Annotated in this window: 13 protein-coding genes; 7 read left to right on the top strand and 6 right to left on the bottom strand. The window is 56.8% G+C overall.

The window, feature by feature from the left end:
- The first annotated feature begins 3 nt into the window (after window positions 1-3).
- From sthA to AVO44_RS04195, 3 genes are all read left to right on the top strand, one after another.
- A complete protein-coding gene (gene sthA, locus AVO44_RS04205) occupies window positions 4-1461 on the top strand; it encodes a Si-specific NAD(P)(+) transhydrogenase (protein WP_068333041.1) in 1458 nt (485 codons plus the stop codon).
- A complete protein-coding gene (locus tag AVO44_RS04200) occupies window positions 1458-1913 on the top strand; it encodes a YaiI/YqxD family protein (protein WP_068333038.1) in 456 nt (151 codons plus the stop codon). The genes sthA and AVO44_RS04200 overlap by 4 nt, the downstream gene beginning before the upstream one ends.
- Window positions 1914-2056: 143 nt before the next feature.
- Window positions 2057-2677 carry an HAD family hydrolase gene (locus AVO44_RS04195; protein ID WP_068333994.1) on the top strand — a complete coding sequence of 207 codons (621 nt, stop codon included), beginning with the start codon at window positions 2057-2059 and terminating at the stop codon, window positions 2675-2677.
- Between the two features lies 1 nt (window position 2678).
- On the opposite strand, the gene AVO44_RS04190 is transcribed toward AVO44_RS04195, so the two are convergent.
- On the bottom strand, window positions 2679-3917 hold the full coding sequence (locus AVO44_RS04190; RefSeq protein WP_068333035.1) for an MFS transporter: 1239 nt from the start codon (window positions 3915-3917) through the stop codon (window positions 2679-2681).
- 149 nt (window positions 3918-4066) lie between these two features.
- On the opposite strand from AVO44_RS04190, the gene zapE reads away from it, so the two are divergent.
- Window positions 4067-5125 carry a cell division protein ZapE gene (gene zapE, locus AVO44_RS04185; RefSeq protein WP_068333991.1) on the top strand — a complete coding sequence of 353 codons (1059 nt, stop codon included), beginning with the start codon at window positions 4067-4069 and terminating at the stop codon, window positions 5123-5125.
- Between the two features lie 30 nt (window positions 5126-5155).
- Here zapE and AVO44_RS04180 read toward each other — a convergent pair whose 3' ends face one another.
- The 4 genes from AVO44_RS04180 to AVO44_RS04165 are packed head-to-tail and all read right to left on the bottom strand — an operon-like array spanning window position 5156 to window position 11402.
- Window positions 5156-6430: a bifunctional folylpolyglutamate synthase/dihydrofolate synthase gene (locus tag AVO44_RS04180; protein WP_068333031.1), complete on the bottom strand. Its 1275-nt coding sequence runs from the start codon at window positions 6428-6430 to the stop codon at window positions 5156-5158.
- Window positions 6430-7359: an acetyl-CoA carboxylase, carboxyltransferase subunit beta gene (accD, locus tag AVO44_RS04175; RefSeq protein WP_068333028.1), complete on the bottom strand. Its 930-nt coding sequence runs from the start codon at window positions 7357-7359 to the stop codon at window positions 6430-6432. The genes AVO44_RS04180 and accD overlap by 1 nt, the downstream gene beginning before the upstream one ends.
- Window positions 7360-7417: 58 nt before the next feature.
- The gene (locus AVO44_RS04170) at window positions 7418-8308 is read right to left on the bottom strand and encodes a CPBP family intramembrane glutamic endopeptidase (RefSeq protein WP_068333024.1); all 891 of its coding nucleotides are present in this window, start codon (window positions 8306-8308) and stop codon (window positions 7418-7420) included.
- Complete coding sequence (locus tag AVO44_RS04165) at window positions 8301-11402, bottom strand: ABC transporter transmembrane domain-containing protein (protein WP_068333021.1); 3102 nt, start codon at window positions 11400-11402, stop codon at window positions 8301-8303. Before AVO44_RS04165 ends, AVO44_RS04170 begins: the two co-directional genes overlap by 8 nt.
- Before the next feature lie 241 nt (window positions 11403-11643).
- On the opposite strand from AVO44_RS04165, the gene AVO44_RS04160 reads away from it, so the two are divergent.
- The 3 genes from AVO44_RS04160 (at window position 11644) to AVO44_RS04150 (ending at window position 14379) form a co-directional block, all read left to right on the top strand.
- Window positions 11644-12405, top strand: coding sequence for a DUF6478 family protein (locus AVO44_RS04160; RefSeq protein ID WP_068333018.1), 762 nt, complete (start codon window positions 11644-11646; stop codon window positions 12403-12405).
- A gap of 10 nt (window positions 12406-12415) precedes the next feature.
- Window positions 12416-12775 carry a hypothetical protein gene (locus tag AVO44_RS04155; RefSeq protein WP_068333015.1) on the top strand — a complete coding sequence of 120 codons (360 nt, stop codon included), beginning with the start codon at window positions 12416-12418 and terminating at the stop codon, window positions 12773-12775.
- Between the two features lie 77 nt (window positions 12776-12852).
- Entirely contained in the window at window positions 12853-14379 is a 1527-nt protein-coding gene (locus AVO44_RS04150) for an MFS transporter (RefSeq protein WP_068333012.1), read from the top strand.
- Between the two features lie 45 nt (window positions 14380-14424).
- Here AVO44_RS04150 and AVO44_RS04145 read toward each other — a convergent pair whose 3' ends face one another.
- Window positions 14425-15765, bottom strand: coding sequence for a S41 family peptidase (locus tag AVO44_RS04145; RefSeq protein ID WP_068333009.1), 1341 nt, complete (start codon window positions 15763-15765; stop codon window positions 14425-14427).
- Window position 15766 lies beyond the last annotated feature (1 nt).

Here is a 15766-nt window from a genome sequence, read left to right as displayed (position 1 = left end):
CGGATGAGCAAATACGACTTTGACCTGATCATCATCGGGTCGGGCCCGTCGGGACGTTCCGCAGCGATACAGGCGGGCAAGCTAAAACGGCGCGTTCTGGTCATCGACCGTAAGGACAGATTCGGCGGCGTGTCCGTTCACACGGGCACTATTCCTTCGAAGACCCTGCGGGAAACCGTTCTTAACCTGTCCGGCTGGCGCGAGCGCAGCTTTTATGGGCGCTCATATCGCGTCAAGGATCAGATCCGGGCAGAAGACCTCAAGGCGCGTCTGCATATGACTTTGGACCACGAGGTCGACGTGCTGGAGCATCAGTTCAACCGAAATCACGTGGAAACCCTCAATGGTCTAGCAAAATTTGTTGGCCCGCATGAGGTTGAGGTGGCTACCGATGCCGGGGACAAAACCCGCCTGACGGCGGCCAAGTTTCTGATCGCGACGGGCACCAAAACCTACCGGCCGGATTATGTACCTTTCAACGGCAAGACCGTGGTCGACGGCGACGATTTTCTAGAAATGGCGGAGATTCCGCGGTCATTGGTTGTGATTGGGGCCGGTGTGATCGGGGTGGAATACGCCACCATGTTCTCGGCACTGGACGTGCGGGTGACGCTGATCGAGCCGCGCGAAACGTTTCTGGATTTCATCGACAAACGGCTCATCCACGATTTTACCCATCAAATTCGCGAAAACGGTGTCGATCTGCGGTTGGGATCGGCGGTCGAAAAAATCGACGATGCGGGCGATCATGTCGAAGTAACCCTGGACAACGGGCGGCATGTTCGGGCGGAAATGCTGTTGTTTGCAGCCGGACGCATGGGTGCAACCTCGGCGCTTAATCTGGATGCGGTCGGGCTTGAGACGGACCACCGCAATCGGATCAAGGTGGATCGCAAGACCTATCAGACCTCTGTGCCGCATATCTATGCGACGGGGGACGTAATCGGGCATCCCTCGCTGGCCTCAACGTCGCTGCAACAGGGGCGAGTGGCTGCCTGTCACGCCTTGGAAACGCCGACGCTGCCAGAAAGCCCGTGGTATCCCTATGGCATTTACTCGGTGCCCGAGATTTCGACCTGCGGCATGTCAGAGGAAGAGCTGCAAGAGCGCGGCATCCCCTACGAGGTTGGCGTAGCGCGCTTTCGCGAGACATCGCGCGGTCACATTATGGGGTTGGAGCACGGCATGCTGAAAATGCTGTTCTCGTTGAAAACCCGCCGGGTTCTGGGCGTGCAAATTGTTGGTGAAGGCGCGACAGAGCTTATCCATATTGCGCAGGCCGTGCTGAACCTCAAAGGCACCGTGGATTATTTCGTCCAGAATACGTTCAACTATCCAACCTTGGCCGAAGCCTACAAGATCGCCGGTTTGGACGCGTTCAACCGAATGCCAATCCCCGAGGAGTTCAAGGTGCGCAAGAAGCCCGCTGAATCTGAAAAGAAAGAGGCAAAGAAGGCGTGACCACGCTGTATGTCGATGGTGATGCCTGCCCCGTCAAGGCCGAGGCCGAACGGGTAGCCACACGACACAAGGTGCCGATGGCGCTGGTGTCGAACGGCGGGTTGCGGCCATCACCGAACCCTCTGGTGCAGGTCGTGGTCGTATCCGAGGGTGCCGACGAGGCGGACAAATGGATCGCGGAGCGGTGCGGGGAAGGCGATGTGGTGATCACTTCGGACATTCCATTGGCTGCGAAATGTGTTGAGGCAGGCGCACGAGTCCTGCGCCCGAATGGTGAGGCGTTTACAGCCGCCAATATCGGCCAACAGCTTGCCATGCGTGACCTGATGGCGGACCTGCGCGCAGCCAACCCCTTGGGGTCCGGTGGCGGCGGCAAACCTTTTGGCAAGGCGGATCGCTCGCGCTTTCTGGACGCGTTGGAACGCGAGTTGCGTGCGGCGCGGCGCGGGTAGTACTCCCGCCCGTCGGTGACGCATCAAAGATGCATCGCCTCCCGTTGGGCGAGGCAGCGCTGCGCGCTGCGGTTCCGTCTTGTAAATCCAGTCCCGGATTGGTTCAGTCGGCGCGAGCAAAGGTAAATGAACAGGGGCGCTACATGCCAATTGAAGCCGTAATTTTCGATGTCGGAAATGTTCTGATCGAATGGCAGCCTGAACGCTATTATGACAAGGTAATCGGCGCAGAGCGTCGCCGCGCCATGTTCGCAGAGGTTGATCTGCACGGGATGAACGATTTGGTCGATCAGGGCCATCACTTCACCGACACAATCTATAACTGGGCCGAGAAATACCCCGACTGGCGCGACGAGATCAGGATGTGGCATGATAAGTGGATCGAGTTGGCCGCACCGGAAATCCCACACTCCGTCCGTCTCCAACGCGCTTTGCGTGCTAAGAAAATTCCCGTTTTTGCACTAACCAATTTCGGCGTACAGAATTTTTACTACGCCACCACGATCTATCCGTTCCTGAACGAGTTTGACCGGCACTACGTCTCGGGGCGAATGAAAACGGTGAAGCCGCATCCACCGATTTACGAGATGGTCGAGGCCGATTGCGGTGTGCCACCCGAGGCGTTGCTGTTTGCGGATGATCGGATCGATAACATCGAGACCGCGCGCAAGCGGGGGTGGCAAACGCATCACTTCACAGGGCCGCAAGGCTGGGCGGACCGGCTGGTGGTCGAGGGGTTGTTGACTTCGGAAGAGGCCAGATAGGTCAGGCGGGAATTGCAGCAGTCCGATTTTCCCGAATAGGAAGGTGAACAATGGCGCTAAAGGCACCTACGGCCACACCGATCCACCAAACCATCGTGTAGTCGCCGTAGATATCGTACATCCGCCCGCCAAGCCAGACACCAAGGAATCCTCCGATCTGATGGCTAAGAAAGATGAACCCATAAAGCGTTCCCATGTAGCGCAGGCCATAAAGATGCGCGACGAGGCCTGAGGTCAGCGGCACCGTCGCCAGCCAGAGCGACCCCATCACGATCGAAAATACGATAACCGACATCGGTGTGATTGGCAGGATGATGAAGATCGCTGCCGCAAAGGTTCGGCACGTGTAGATCCCCGCCAACAAGTATTTCTTCGGGAAGTGGTTTCCGGCCCAGCCCGCCAAGAGGGTGCCGCCGATATTTGCTAAGCCGACCAAGGATATTGCCACGGCACCCAATGCAGAGGTGGTGGTAATGCCCAGCGAATGCAGGACGCCCCCGGGCTGGATGGGGCCGCACATTTCGGTCACGAAGGCAGGAAAATGGGCGGTTATGAAGGCCAATTGGTATCCGCAGCTGAAGAACCCAAGGAATATCATGGCATAAGACGGGTCGCGGAAGGCACGTCCTATGATCTGGCCCATGCTCTCTTCCAACTCGGCTTTGCTGACCGGTTGTGGCGCGCGCATGAAGGGTAGCGTCAGGACCAGAGCCAGAACCGCAACAGCAAAGACAATAAAAACCTGTTGCCAGGGCAGGAAGGTCAGCAACCACTCGGCTGTCGGTGCACCGATTACCTGCCCAAAGCTTCCCGCCGCTGTAACAATCGCCAAGGACATTGAGCGGTTCTTGTCGGACGAGGCGCGCCCGACCACGGCCAGCACAACGCCAAAGCCGGTGCCCGCGATACCGAACCCGACCAGCCAAGCATACATCTGATGCCCGAACGGTGTGATCGACCAGGCCGACAAGACCATGCCGGCAGCATACGTCAAAGCTCCCAGAATAATCGCTTTCCGGTCACCTATTTTCTCGGCAATCGCAGCAAAGATTGGCTGGCCGATCCCCCAGGCCAGGTTCTGAATTGCAATTGCCAGCGAGAAATCCGTGCGGAGCCAACCAAATTCGCTGGCAATCGGAATCTGGAACACCCCGAACGAAGCGCGCACGGCAAAGCTGACCGTTATGATGATACATCCAACGATCAGGATCGGGTTCAGCAGGCGTGCTGTATGCGGCATTGGGCCCCCGGAGTTATGCTTCGACGGACGTTAGCGAAATTGAACTGCCGGTCAATTCAACAGATTTGAGGTCAAGGATAAGGAAATTTGATGTGTCAGTGAGAATGCCCGCTTTTCAAGGGGCAACGCGGGCGGTATGGCTCGGCCCCATGACGGATTTGATTTCGCTTTACGACGCTCGCATTGCCGAAGGATCCCTGACGCGGGATGATGCGCAAGAGGCTGTCTTGCCCCAGTTCGAGCGTATCCGGGCAGAGCTGTCGGCCCCGGTCAAGCGAGGGTTCTTTCGCAAGGCGCCGCCACCGCCAAAGGGGTTATACCTTTGGGGGGGTGTGGGGCGCGGAAAATCCATGCTGATGGACATGTTCGTTGACGCGATGGATGACGTTCCAGTCCGGCGGGTGCATTTCCATGCTTTCATGCAGGAAATTCACGCAGGCATGCACAAGGCACGTCAAGACGGGGTCGAGGATGCTTTAGCCCCGGTCGCACAAACGGTTGTAAAATCGGTCAAGTTGCTGGCCTTTGACGAAATGCAGATCACCGACATCACCGATGCTATGATCGTCGGACGTCTGTTCGACATGCTGCATGAGGGCGGCGTGGTTGTTGTAACCACCTCGAACCGGCACCCGGATGATCTGTACAAGGACGGGCTGAACCGCCAGCTTTTCTTGCCCTTCATCGCCCATATCAAGGAACAGCTTCAGATTTGGGAACTGGTTTCGCCAACTGATTACAGGCAAAACCGGTTAAAGGGCGCGCCTGTTTACTTTACTCCGATCGGGCCTGAAGCGCGGCAGGCCATTCGCAGCGTATGGAACGATCTTTCAGGCGGCACGGCGGAGCCTTTGATGTTGCAGGTCAAGGGACGGACGGTTGAGCTGCCCGCATTTCGAAACGGTGTCGCCCGCGCATCGTTCTATGATCTTTGCGGCAGGATGCTTGGGCCAGCAGATTACTTGGCAATTGCAGAGATACTAAAAGTTCTGGTGCTTGAGGATATCCCGCGCCTGTCACGCAACAATTTCAACGAGGCAAGGCGGTTCGTGACGCTGATAGATGCCCTGTACGAGGCAAAGGTGCGCCTCATTTGTTCTGCCGCTGCCCAGCCTGAAATGCTCTATGTTGAAGGCGAAGGCACGTTCGAGTTTGAGCGCACCGCCTCGCGCTTGCGCGAAATGCAGGATCAGGATTGGGGAAAGTAAGATATCTGCCCCGCTCCGCCACCGATAGGTTCAGCCGTTTTCGCGCAGGATATTGCCCGCAAGGTACAGCGAACCGCAGATCAGAACGCGGGCTTGCGGGTTTTGTGCAACAATCGACTTGAGCGCATCCGTAACGCTATCCGCGGTTGTTGCCGGCAGGTTGACCTTGGCAGCGGCAGCTGCGGTCTCTTCCGCACTCAGCGTGGCTGCCTCACCCGGTATGGAGACCGCAGTCAGGCTTTCGGCCTGTTTGGCTAGCGGTGCCAGATAGCCGGTCACATCTTTGGTGTTGAGCATTCCGCAGATCATATGCGTTGGACGTTCGGGTAATTTTGCCAGCACGTCTGCCAAAGCAAGACCGGCGGCGGCATTGTGGCCACCGTCCAGCCACAACTCGGCTTGCGGTGCGGCCTCGATAAGCGGACCGGTTTTCAGGCGTTGCATCCGCGCAGGCCATTCTGCCTTGGAAACAGCGGCTTCGTAGGCATCATCGCCGAGGTTCAGGTAGCGCAGAACAGCAAGCGCGGAGCCTGCGTTTTGAATCTGGTGTGTGCCCAGAAGGCTCGGCATTGGCACATCGCGCAGGCCAGTCTCATCCTGATAGATCAAGCGCCCGTTTTCTTCATGCACATGCCAATGCTGCCCGTGGATCAACAACGGTGCCCCCAGACGCGCGCCAGTATACTCGATAACCTCAAGTGCTTCATCTTCTTGAGGGCCAACGACACAGGTAACGCCGGGTTTGATGATACCCGCCTTTTCTGCTGCGATTTTTCCCAGAGAGTTGCCAAGAAATTGCTCGTGATCGATCGAGACCGGGGTAATTACCGTCACGGCAGGTTGAGGAACAACGTTGGTTGCGTCCAGGCGTCCGCCAAGACCGACCTCAAGTAACGTGTAGTCCGCCCGCTCTCGGGCAAAGGCCAGCAGGGCCGCACAGGTTGTAATCTCAAAATAGGTGATGTTCTCACCATCATTGGCAGCGTAGCACTCATCCAGAACGGCGGTCAGGGCGGGTTCCGAGATCAGCTTTCCCGCCAATCGGATGCGTTCATGGAACCGAGCAAGATGCGGCGAGGTATAGGCATGGGCCGACAGCCCTGCCCCCTCAAGCCCGGCGCGGATCATTGCCAGGGTCGAACCCTTGCCGTTGGTCCCGGCAATGTGGATCACGGGCGGCAGACTGTCCTGCGGATTGTGAAGGGCCGTAAGCAAACGCCAAACACGATCTAAGGTCAGATCAATGATCTTGGGGTGCAGCGCCATCATCCTGTCGAGGATGAGGTCAGATGTCTGGCCAGTCATTATTCGGCTGCGTCTTCGGCCGGCGCCTCGACCTTGGTGTCTTCGGGTGCCGGGGCAGGCAAATCGCCTTTGACCGCAGGCGGCTGTTTGAGCAGCATGCGCGTGATGGTTATCAACTCATCGCGCATCTCGGTCCGCTTGGTTACGCGGTCCAGCATGCCATGATCCAGAAGGTATTCGGCGCGCTGGAATCCTTCGGGCAGTTTTTCGCGAATTGTCTGCTCAATGACGCGGGGTCCGGCGAAGCAAATCAGCGCATTGGGTTCCGAGATATGTACGTCGCCCAGCATCGCATAAGACGCAGTCACGCCGCCTGTGGTTGGGTGGGTCAGGACGACGATGTAGGGAAGATTGGCCTCTTTCAGCATCTCAACGGCCACAGTCGTCCGGGGCATCTGCATCAGGCTGAGGATACCTTCCTGCATCCGCGCACCACCTGCGGCTGAGAACAGGATCAACGGGCGTTTGAGCTTTACCGCCTCTTGCGCGGCGGCGATAATCGCGTTGCCGACATACATGCCCATCGACCCGCCCATGAACGAAAAATCCTGCGCCGCCGCCACAATCGGGGTGCGCCCGATTTCGCCGGTGGCAACAAGCATCGCTTCTTTCTCGCCGGTCTTTTTCTGGGCGGCTCGCATGCGATCCGGGTATTTCTTTTGATCCCGGAACTGCAGCGGATCGGCCGTCGGCGCAGGAACGTTGACCTCGGTGAAAATACCGCCGTCAAACAGGTGCCTGAACCGCTCGCGCGGCGTGATCGCCATATGGTGACCGCACTGTGTGCAGACGTTCTGATTTTCCGCCAACTCGCGGTGGAACAGCATCGTGCCGCACTCGTCGCACTTGTGCCATAGGTTTTCGGGCACTTCGCGGCGCGAGAAGATCGAGTTGATCCGGGGGCGGACGTAGTTTGTGATCCAGTTCATGTCGGAACCTTGTTATGCGGCATTGACGTCAAATAAAACGCTGGGGAAGGAATTGCAATCAACGCCTGAGCGCGAGACGCGCAGTCAGCCAACTTACGATCATCACAACGAAATCCACCAGCAGCCATTGGCGCAGCATGCCGGTCCCGGACATATCGTAGGGCAACAGGTACAGGGCCAGGCCACTGAGGGTTTCGGGCAACGAGATAAACACCAGCGCGACGGTATTATTCAGGAAATGCATCGCGATAGCGGGTCCGAGCGTCCCTGCCCTTGCAGTCAGGTCTGCTGCCAGAACGCCAAAAATACACGCCCAGAGCGCGACCAGCAGCGCGTTTTCACCACTCACACCTGGCGCATAATGCCCCGCGGCAAACAAAACCGAAGGGACACCTATCCAAATCACCGGAGACCTAAACCGCGCCGCAAGGGATTGCTGTAGATAGCCGCGAAACAGTATTTCTTCGGCACTGGTCTGGATCAGCACCGCAAACAGCGATAGCGGTAGCAACAAGAGCCATTTTGAAAAGGACAGGTTTTGCGTCAGCGGTTCACCCATCCCATAGGGTGGCAGGGCCATCAACACCAACCCAAGAATCACCAAGGCCCTGAGAACGCGCCAGAACTGTTGAAGGCACAGATCGCGCGGGCCTAAAATCCCGATCAATGACCTTTTTTGCATTTGGCGCGCCGCCAATCCGACGCCCAGCGTCAGGAACCCGAAACTTAGCAGCAGAACCAGGGTTGCAAGGCTTGAGGAGCCGCGCAGCAGGGTCTCGGCCTGACTCGGTTGCAACATGTTGCCGATGGCCGCAAACAGGATAGAATTGAGCGCCACATACAGTACAACGACTACGGCCAATCCCACCGCAAGGCGCCAAAGTTCGGGCCGCGCGCGGGCGTCGCGAACAAGCTGTTCGTGGGCGGAGTAGGCGCTGGTGTCACGCATTATTGCCTGTGCTCTCACCTTGGATGGATTGCGGTGCCTCTGGGAAAAGGTCCGAAGGGTTCTGGGCCGTGTTGATCCTGTTGGACAGTTTTGAAAAATATCCGGCCACAGTTTGCAGCAATTGAACCGCGACCGAAACATCGCTTTCGATCACGGCGCGCAATTCTTCGGCGCCAATGCGCAGAAAGATACAGTCCGTGGTTGCAGTAAGGTCCAGTTGACGCAACTCGCCCGTGATAATCGAAAGGTCGCCAATCAGACGACCGGGTTCAATGGTGGAGATCACGCGATTTCGTCCGTCTTCATCCGACCATTCCAGCGTGGCATTCCCTTTTATACACAGGTAGGCAGCATCTGGCGCCTGCCCACGAGAAAAGATCATCTGGCCTTCCGCGACTTCGTACCATTGTGCCGAGAACGCCAGAAGCCGCTGGTTGCGTGCGTCGATGCCGGAAAACAACTCGGTCGATGAGATGATCCGCAGTTTGTTGCTCAGGTCAGCCGTCGTGCTGACTTCCGGCTGGGTCCGCGTACGTGAAACGCCATCAATGCGACCTTCCTTGATTTCGACAAACAGATCATAAGCTTCTGGATGTGCAAAATGATCTTCCATGAAAATCATTATTGAATCGGGCAACAATTCTCGCAACCGGAGACGCGTGCGCAGGCGGCTTTCGGAATCGTGGCTTGCCAACGCCTTGTCGAGGATCAGAATATCAGGGCGCTTGATACCAGCACGGGAAAACGCCGCACGTTCCTGAAACACAGTCGGTAAGTTGTTTCCGCCCAGCCCGGTTGGCAAATCGAACATGGTGGACGCAGCCCTGCGGCGCAGACCGGCCTCGTTCATCGCCTCGGCAACAACATCCTCGATCTCGTCTGCGTGGGCGCCCGCCATCAGCGAAACCCGGCCATAAAGCGCGTTCTCCATAACCGTGAGTCTTGGGATATAGCTATCTGGCGACAACGGCACGAACATGCCCTCAAGCGCCCCGCGCAGCCTTTCAGCCTGCTCTTTACGGATGGTGAGGATCTTTTCCTTATATTCTTCCGGGAAATCCGGTCCGATTTGTTCGGCCGTCAGCAAGAACGGAATCGTCAGCAATAAGGCGCGCTCTGCCTCGCTTATCCCACCCTCACCCTTCGACTTGCGGCGATCCTTGATGTCCAAAAGGCGATGAAACATCTCTTTCGACATGCCCAAACGCAGAAACAGGGGGTGATCGGTCCCGTCGCGGCCAAAGGCTTGATCCAGCGTTTCCACGACAGCGTTGGCCATCGCCATTGCGTCGTTGGCCAGATCATACATCCCGAACATTTTTTTAAAACGGGCATCATCGGCCAAAGATTCCGGGTTAATATCCCGCGATGGTGCTGCAAACAGTAGGTTGCCGCCAAGCGGAACAGCCGGATTAAAACGCTCAGGGTCAAAGCGGTAAACATGCCGGTCCAACCCGCGTTCCTTTAGTCGCTCGGCAACGGTGTCGCGCAGCTTGACGATATCTTCCGCCAGCGAGGGGTGCAGATCAGGATCAAAGCGCGTCCGCAAGGTGCGCCGCAGCATGAATTCGTCGATTCCCATCGCTTCGACCAGTTGGAACCACCACGCGCGAATATCATCGATATCCTCAAGCCCAGCTATTCCCGGATCAATCCACTCCTCGCTCAGCATATCAGTCGAGTTGCCCGCGCGGGCGGCTTCGATCTGCCACCGGGTTGGATCAGCCTCTGCTCCTTGCTGCGGGTGGGTGCGCAGCGGCATCATAAGATTGCTGCCCAACGTACCGCTGAAAAGGTAGGGCCGCGAATAGGCATAGCCGATCCGTGCAGCGATTACCGCCTGATGCAGGTCTTTCAGGTCGTGTCCAGCCATGATTACCTCGCCCCGGGCTGGCAGAACTTCACGCGTCAATACCTGTGCCAACGCATTGCGTTCCGCGGCATTGGTAGACTTGATCGCCACCCGCGCGCCCTTGGGGATTTTTAAGTCGATATCCTCAAGTATGGTCTTCCCGTCATCGTCGCGCACCGTCACGTTGCGCAGCTCGATCTCACCGTTCAGATGCGGGATCACCTCGGGTTCACCTTCAAACAACTCTTCCGGGATCATGTTCGAGGGCGCAAAGCGTTCGGTCACCACCTCCCACCGCAGCGACATATCCTGAACCTGATTGTAGTAGGTCAACAAGTCCTTCCACGGGCCGCTCAGGTCCTTATAGGCACCAAGCGCCGCGACAAGCGCACCGACCGTCACCTCACCCGTAATCGCCAGATAGCCACCGACCGAATAGAACAGGAACGGTGTCATCTGCGTAATCAGGTTGTTCAGAAACTTCATAAAGAATTTTTTGTTGTAGATCTTGAACCGGATATCGAACAAAAGCCCCAACCGGTGACTGAACTGCGCCAGCCTGTAGCGCCAACCGCCATTGGTGCGCAGATCGCTAATGCCCGCCGCGCTTTCACCAATCTCGGAACTGAGGTTGCGGACTTCTTGAATACGCTCTTTGTTCAGCAGGTTGATCTGGCGTTGCAGTTTAGGGATCAGCCAGGCCTGTAACGGGATCAGCGCAATGCTGGCGAGGCCGAACCAAACGCTTTGCATAAACAGGAACGTGACGATGGTCATCATCTGCCCAAACTGGAACACAGGCTGCGCAATCGCATCGCCCATCAGTCCGCCCATAGGCTCAGCCTCAGAAGTGATCATCGACACCAGCTCACCTTGGCTGGTTGTGGCGAAGTAAGATTTCGGAAAGCGCATGGTGCGTTCAATCATAGTGAACCGCAACCGGCGCAGCATGCGTTCGGCCAAAATGCCCTTCATCGTGTTGATGCGCATCTTCATCAGCCCGCTGGCAATGACTGTGGCCAGAAACGCAAAACACAGGATCATAAGATACTGCACCTGTGTCACGGTAACGCCAAAAGTTGTCACCGTATCACTGGGGGCACCGATGGCCCCGTTGATGATCTGCTTAGGCAATTCAAGCGAGGCGTATAGGAACGGAAATGACAAAACCGTCAACAGCAACAACACAAGCTGTTGTTTTTTTGAGTATTTCCAGATGAAAGCAAAAAGAGTGGGTTCCATGCCCCGGCCTTGTCTCAAATTAAGTGGATGCGTTTGTCGAATAACCCCTTGCGACCAGGTGCAGACGGTACGCACTGACCCGCGTGATTGCAAGAATGGCGCAGCTAGCAGGTTTCGCCGGGTTTGCCCATCCGTCTTTGCCTTCACGAATTAGCGATTTTTGACCCGAGGTTTCGCTTATTTGTCTTTAAACCCTCTGCGTTTTTTGACTAAACAGAAGCACAATCCAAGTGATGGGGACATGGGCAGGCTTCTGGATCGCTATATCCACCGCAAGGTCGTTGAGCGTTGGCGCAAGGCCGTGCGCGGCGCGTCAGAATCGCCCGAACCTTTGCTACGCCGTCAACGCGACCAAGCGCGAAGGCTACGCTTGTATCTGGATATGTTACTACATGAGGCCGAAACACGGCTTGCCCGCCCCAGGATAGGCTCTAGCCAAATCCCCAAGCCTTTGGGGGCGGACTGGTGTTGGCGGCCCGACTTGTGGCGCGGACCATTGGCACGCCCGGGTGTCGCCTCGGCCCCGCGCAGGGCGCAGATAGATCGGCAGGTCACTTTGTTCCACGACTGCTCTCTGGCTGAGATCGGCATGCGGCAAACCAGAAACAGCCAAGATCAGGATTTAGCCGCCTTTGCGCTGCAGGTTGAGGTGTTCGGCTTTGCCGGTTCATTCCTGTCCTTGTCAGTCGATCTGCCCACTGAAGCCGCGAAAGACCTGACCAAACAGCACTTGATGCGTGTTGACGTTCTGATTGACGCAGAACTGCCGGTTGAGCTGTTTGCGCGCCTTAACATTCTTCATGGCCCAAACACCGATCAGGTTTTGCGCACGCTGGACCCATCTGCGCAGTCCCACTCGGTCGATTTCGACCTCGCTCACTTACCCCTGAACGAGGCCCGGATTGAAAAGATATGGCTGGACCTGATTTTTGAGAATCCACAGATGAACTGCGTTTCGTTACGTGATCTGACCTTCTGCCGCCACCACCGCGCTGATTTGTGAGAGTTCTGGCATGACGTCACCAACACTGACACCCATCCGCTTTGAAAACGGCCTTTGGCTCGGGCACATAGAGGCAGAAGCCGAGCCGAAGGTTCGCGTACAGTATCTGGGCAAACCCCTCACGGATGTATGCGTTACGCCCTCAGATGGCGGATGGTCCGTGGAAATTCCTGTACCACAGGCGGCCTTGTCAGATGGGGTGCATTGCTTTGTGATCGAGAACGCCGAAACATCAGAAAAACTGGGGGATTTCACGGTTATCGCGGGCTTACCAGCAGCGGATGATCTACGCGCCGAGGTCGAGTTGCTGCGCGCCGAACTGGACATGCTAAAGCGGGCATTTCGACGGTCGCAGAACGCAAGCGAATGATCTGCGCGCGGCAAATTCCTATCTTTTGCGCCGTTTCCGTGCATCATTGAGCGATCCAAAATAATCTGGACAAGCTCATGGACCGCAGCAGTATCATCAAAATCATTGCGCTGATGGTGACAGGGTTCGGGATCGGGATCGACTTCACCGGCGCACTAATCCTTGTTCCGGCAATCGAAAACAGTTTCGACACCGATATTACCAGCACACAGTGGGTCCTTAACATCTATGCCCTGTTTTTCGCCATGACCATGGTCGCCGGAGGTCGTCTGGGCGACATGTATGGGCATCGCAAGATGATGCTGATCGGGCTTTCGATCTTCTTGTTCTCTTCCATCATGTGCTTCCTATCACCAACATTGGATTTCCTCATCGTCGCCCGCGCGCTGCAAGGAATTGGAGCAGGGTGTGTCTGGCCATGCACGCTGGCCTTCGGTGCAACCAAGGTTTCACGCCCGGAACATCGGGCCATGATCATGGGTCTGATTCTGGCAGGTGTGACCTGCGGCAATGTCTTTGGTCCCCTGATAAGTGGGACAGTTGTCAATCTTGGGGATTGGCGGTTGTTCTTCCTTGCAAACGTCGTGTTCTCCACCATCTCGATGGTCACGGCCTTGCTGCTGATGCAACGTGAAACCCAACACAAACAGGGTGAACATATCGATTTCGCGGGTATGGGCATTCTGTCTTTTGCCGTCCTGCTGCTGCTTTATGCTTTGGATGTTGGCGCGGACTGGGGTTGGCGCTCACCCCCATTGCTGATGTTGTTTTTGCTCAGCGCCGGGCTTTTCTTTCTGTTCCCCAAAGTGGAAAAACGCGTGAAAGAGCCCCTGCTTCTGCCGCAGATGATGGCAAACCGAGAGTTTCGTATCACGCTGGGCCTGAACATGTTTAACGTGTCTGCCGCTTTTGTGGGATTGATGTATTTCCCCCAATACATGCAAAAGGTTCTGGGGTGGTCGACCCTGCAATCAGCTTTTGGTTTGGCGCCTTTGACGGTGTTGTTGGCTGTAGGCTCAATCGTGTCCGGCAAGCTATACAATGATTTCGGCCCCAAGCGGTTGCTGTTCTGGGGATACCTCTGCGCCGCCATTGGCGCGGCAAGCGTCGTCGCGATGCCGGCAACGTTAGGGTATTGGCAGATATTGCCCGGTATGGCCATGATCGGCCTGGGGGCCACGCTGACAGTCGGGCCTTCGGGCACTGCTGCCGTCTGCGCCGTAAAGCCGGAGCGCGCTGGCTTGGTCGGCGGACTTAGCTTTATGACCCATCTGGTCTACGGTGCCGTTTCGGTTGCCTGCGCGACGGCAATCATGTTCTTGGTCAGCCTGCGCAGTCTGGGTGAGCAGCTTACCGCCGCAGGGATTGATATGTCTGATGCTGATCAGCGGGCTATCAATGGCGGCACTCTGACCACCGCGACAGCCCGCGACGTCATGCAAAAACTGACCGGCCCAGAGGTTGAAAAAGTCAAAGACGCAATCGCCTCTGCCTTTGATACAGGAATGAACATGGCGTTTATCTTTGCGACCCTGTCCGTTTCAGTAGGGATTGTGCTGGCCATGTTGCTGGACGAAGACAAACTGCACAAAGTCGAGAATTGATCGCGACATAAAAACAGGGCCGCCCATTGGGACGGCCCTTTTATTTTACTGCGACGGTCCGCTTGGATTGAAGGCGGACAGACCTTTGAGGATATCGATCGCATAAGCCAGTTGATAATCCTCTTCGCGCAGCTCGGCCGTGGCTGCCGCACGTGCGCGGTCTTCCTCGATCTGGCGGATTTCGTCCTCGCTCAGGCTGTCATTGTTCAGACTTCCGCGCAGGTCAGCCTCTGAGCGTGTCCGAGCGTCCGTTTCTTCGTCATCTGCGGCGGGCGTCGGTCGAGGTTGTTCGACAATGATGTCGGGGCTGACACCAAGCGCCTGAATCGAGCGGCCCGACGGCGTGTAATAGCGCGATGTGGTCAGGCGCATCGCACCATCCCCACGCAGCGGCATCACTGTTTGCACCGAGCCTTTGCCAAAGCTTTTGGTGCCGACAACGATGGCCCGGCGGTGATCTTGCAGAGCGCCCGCCACGATCTCGGACGCCGAGGCAGAACCACCATTGATCAACACCACAATCGGCTTGCCTTCGGCCAGATCTCCGGCTGTGGCGTTAAAGCGCTCACCCTCGCCCGGATTGCGGCCACGGGTCGAGACGATTTCGCCTTCGTTCAGAAACGCGTCGGACACCTTGATGGCTTGCGTCAGCAGACCACCGGGATTGTTGCGCAGGTCCAGAACAAATCCATTGATCTTGTCGATGCCACCAGCCTGTTCAATCTGTTCTCTCATCCCCTCTTGAAGGTTGGGGAAGGTCTGGTCGTTAAATGTGGTGACACGCAGCACGACGCTGGGTCCTTCGGTCCGGACGCGCACGGCTGTGAGCTTGATCGTGTCACGAATGATGGTGACATCGAACGGGTCCGCTTCACCTTCACGAACGACGGTAATCACAATCTCAGACCCGACCGGACCGCGCATTAATTCGACTGCCTTATCCAGCGTCAGGCCCAGAATGCTTTCACCATCGACGTGGGTAATAAAATCGCCAGCCTCGATACCCGCAGCATCTGCCGGGGTGTCATCGATGGGCGATACGACTTTTACAAAACCCTCTTCCTGCGTCACCTCGATGCCCAGTCCACCGAACTCTCCCCGCGTTTGCACGCGCATTTGTTCCGCATCGTCGGGTGACAAATAGCTGGAATGCGGGTCCAGCGAAGTCAGCATGCCGTCAATGGCAGCTTCGATCAGCTCTTCGGGCTCAACCTCTTCGACATACTGTGCGCGAATGCGTTCGAAAATGTCGCCAAAAAGATCAAGTTGTTCATATACGCTGGCCTTGTTCGCGGCCTCTTGGGCGAGCAACGGGCCTGCGATCTGAGTCGTTGTTATTACACCTGCCACGGTTCCGGCCAGAGCGGCCATCACAAATTTCTTCATA

The sequence above is a fragment of the Ruegeria profundi genome (genome assembly GCF_001507545.1).
GTDB classification, from domain to species: Bacteria; Pseudomonadota; Alphaproteobacteria; order Rhodobacterales; family Rhodobacteraceae; genus Ruegeria; species Ruegeria profundi.
Note: the sequence above shows the minus strand (reverse complement) of the source record. Positions and strands in the feature narration are given on the sequence as shown.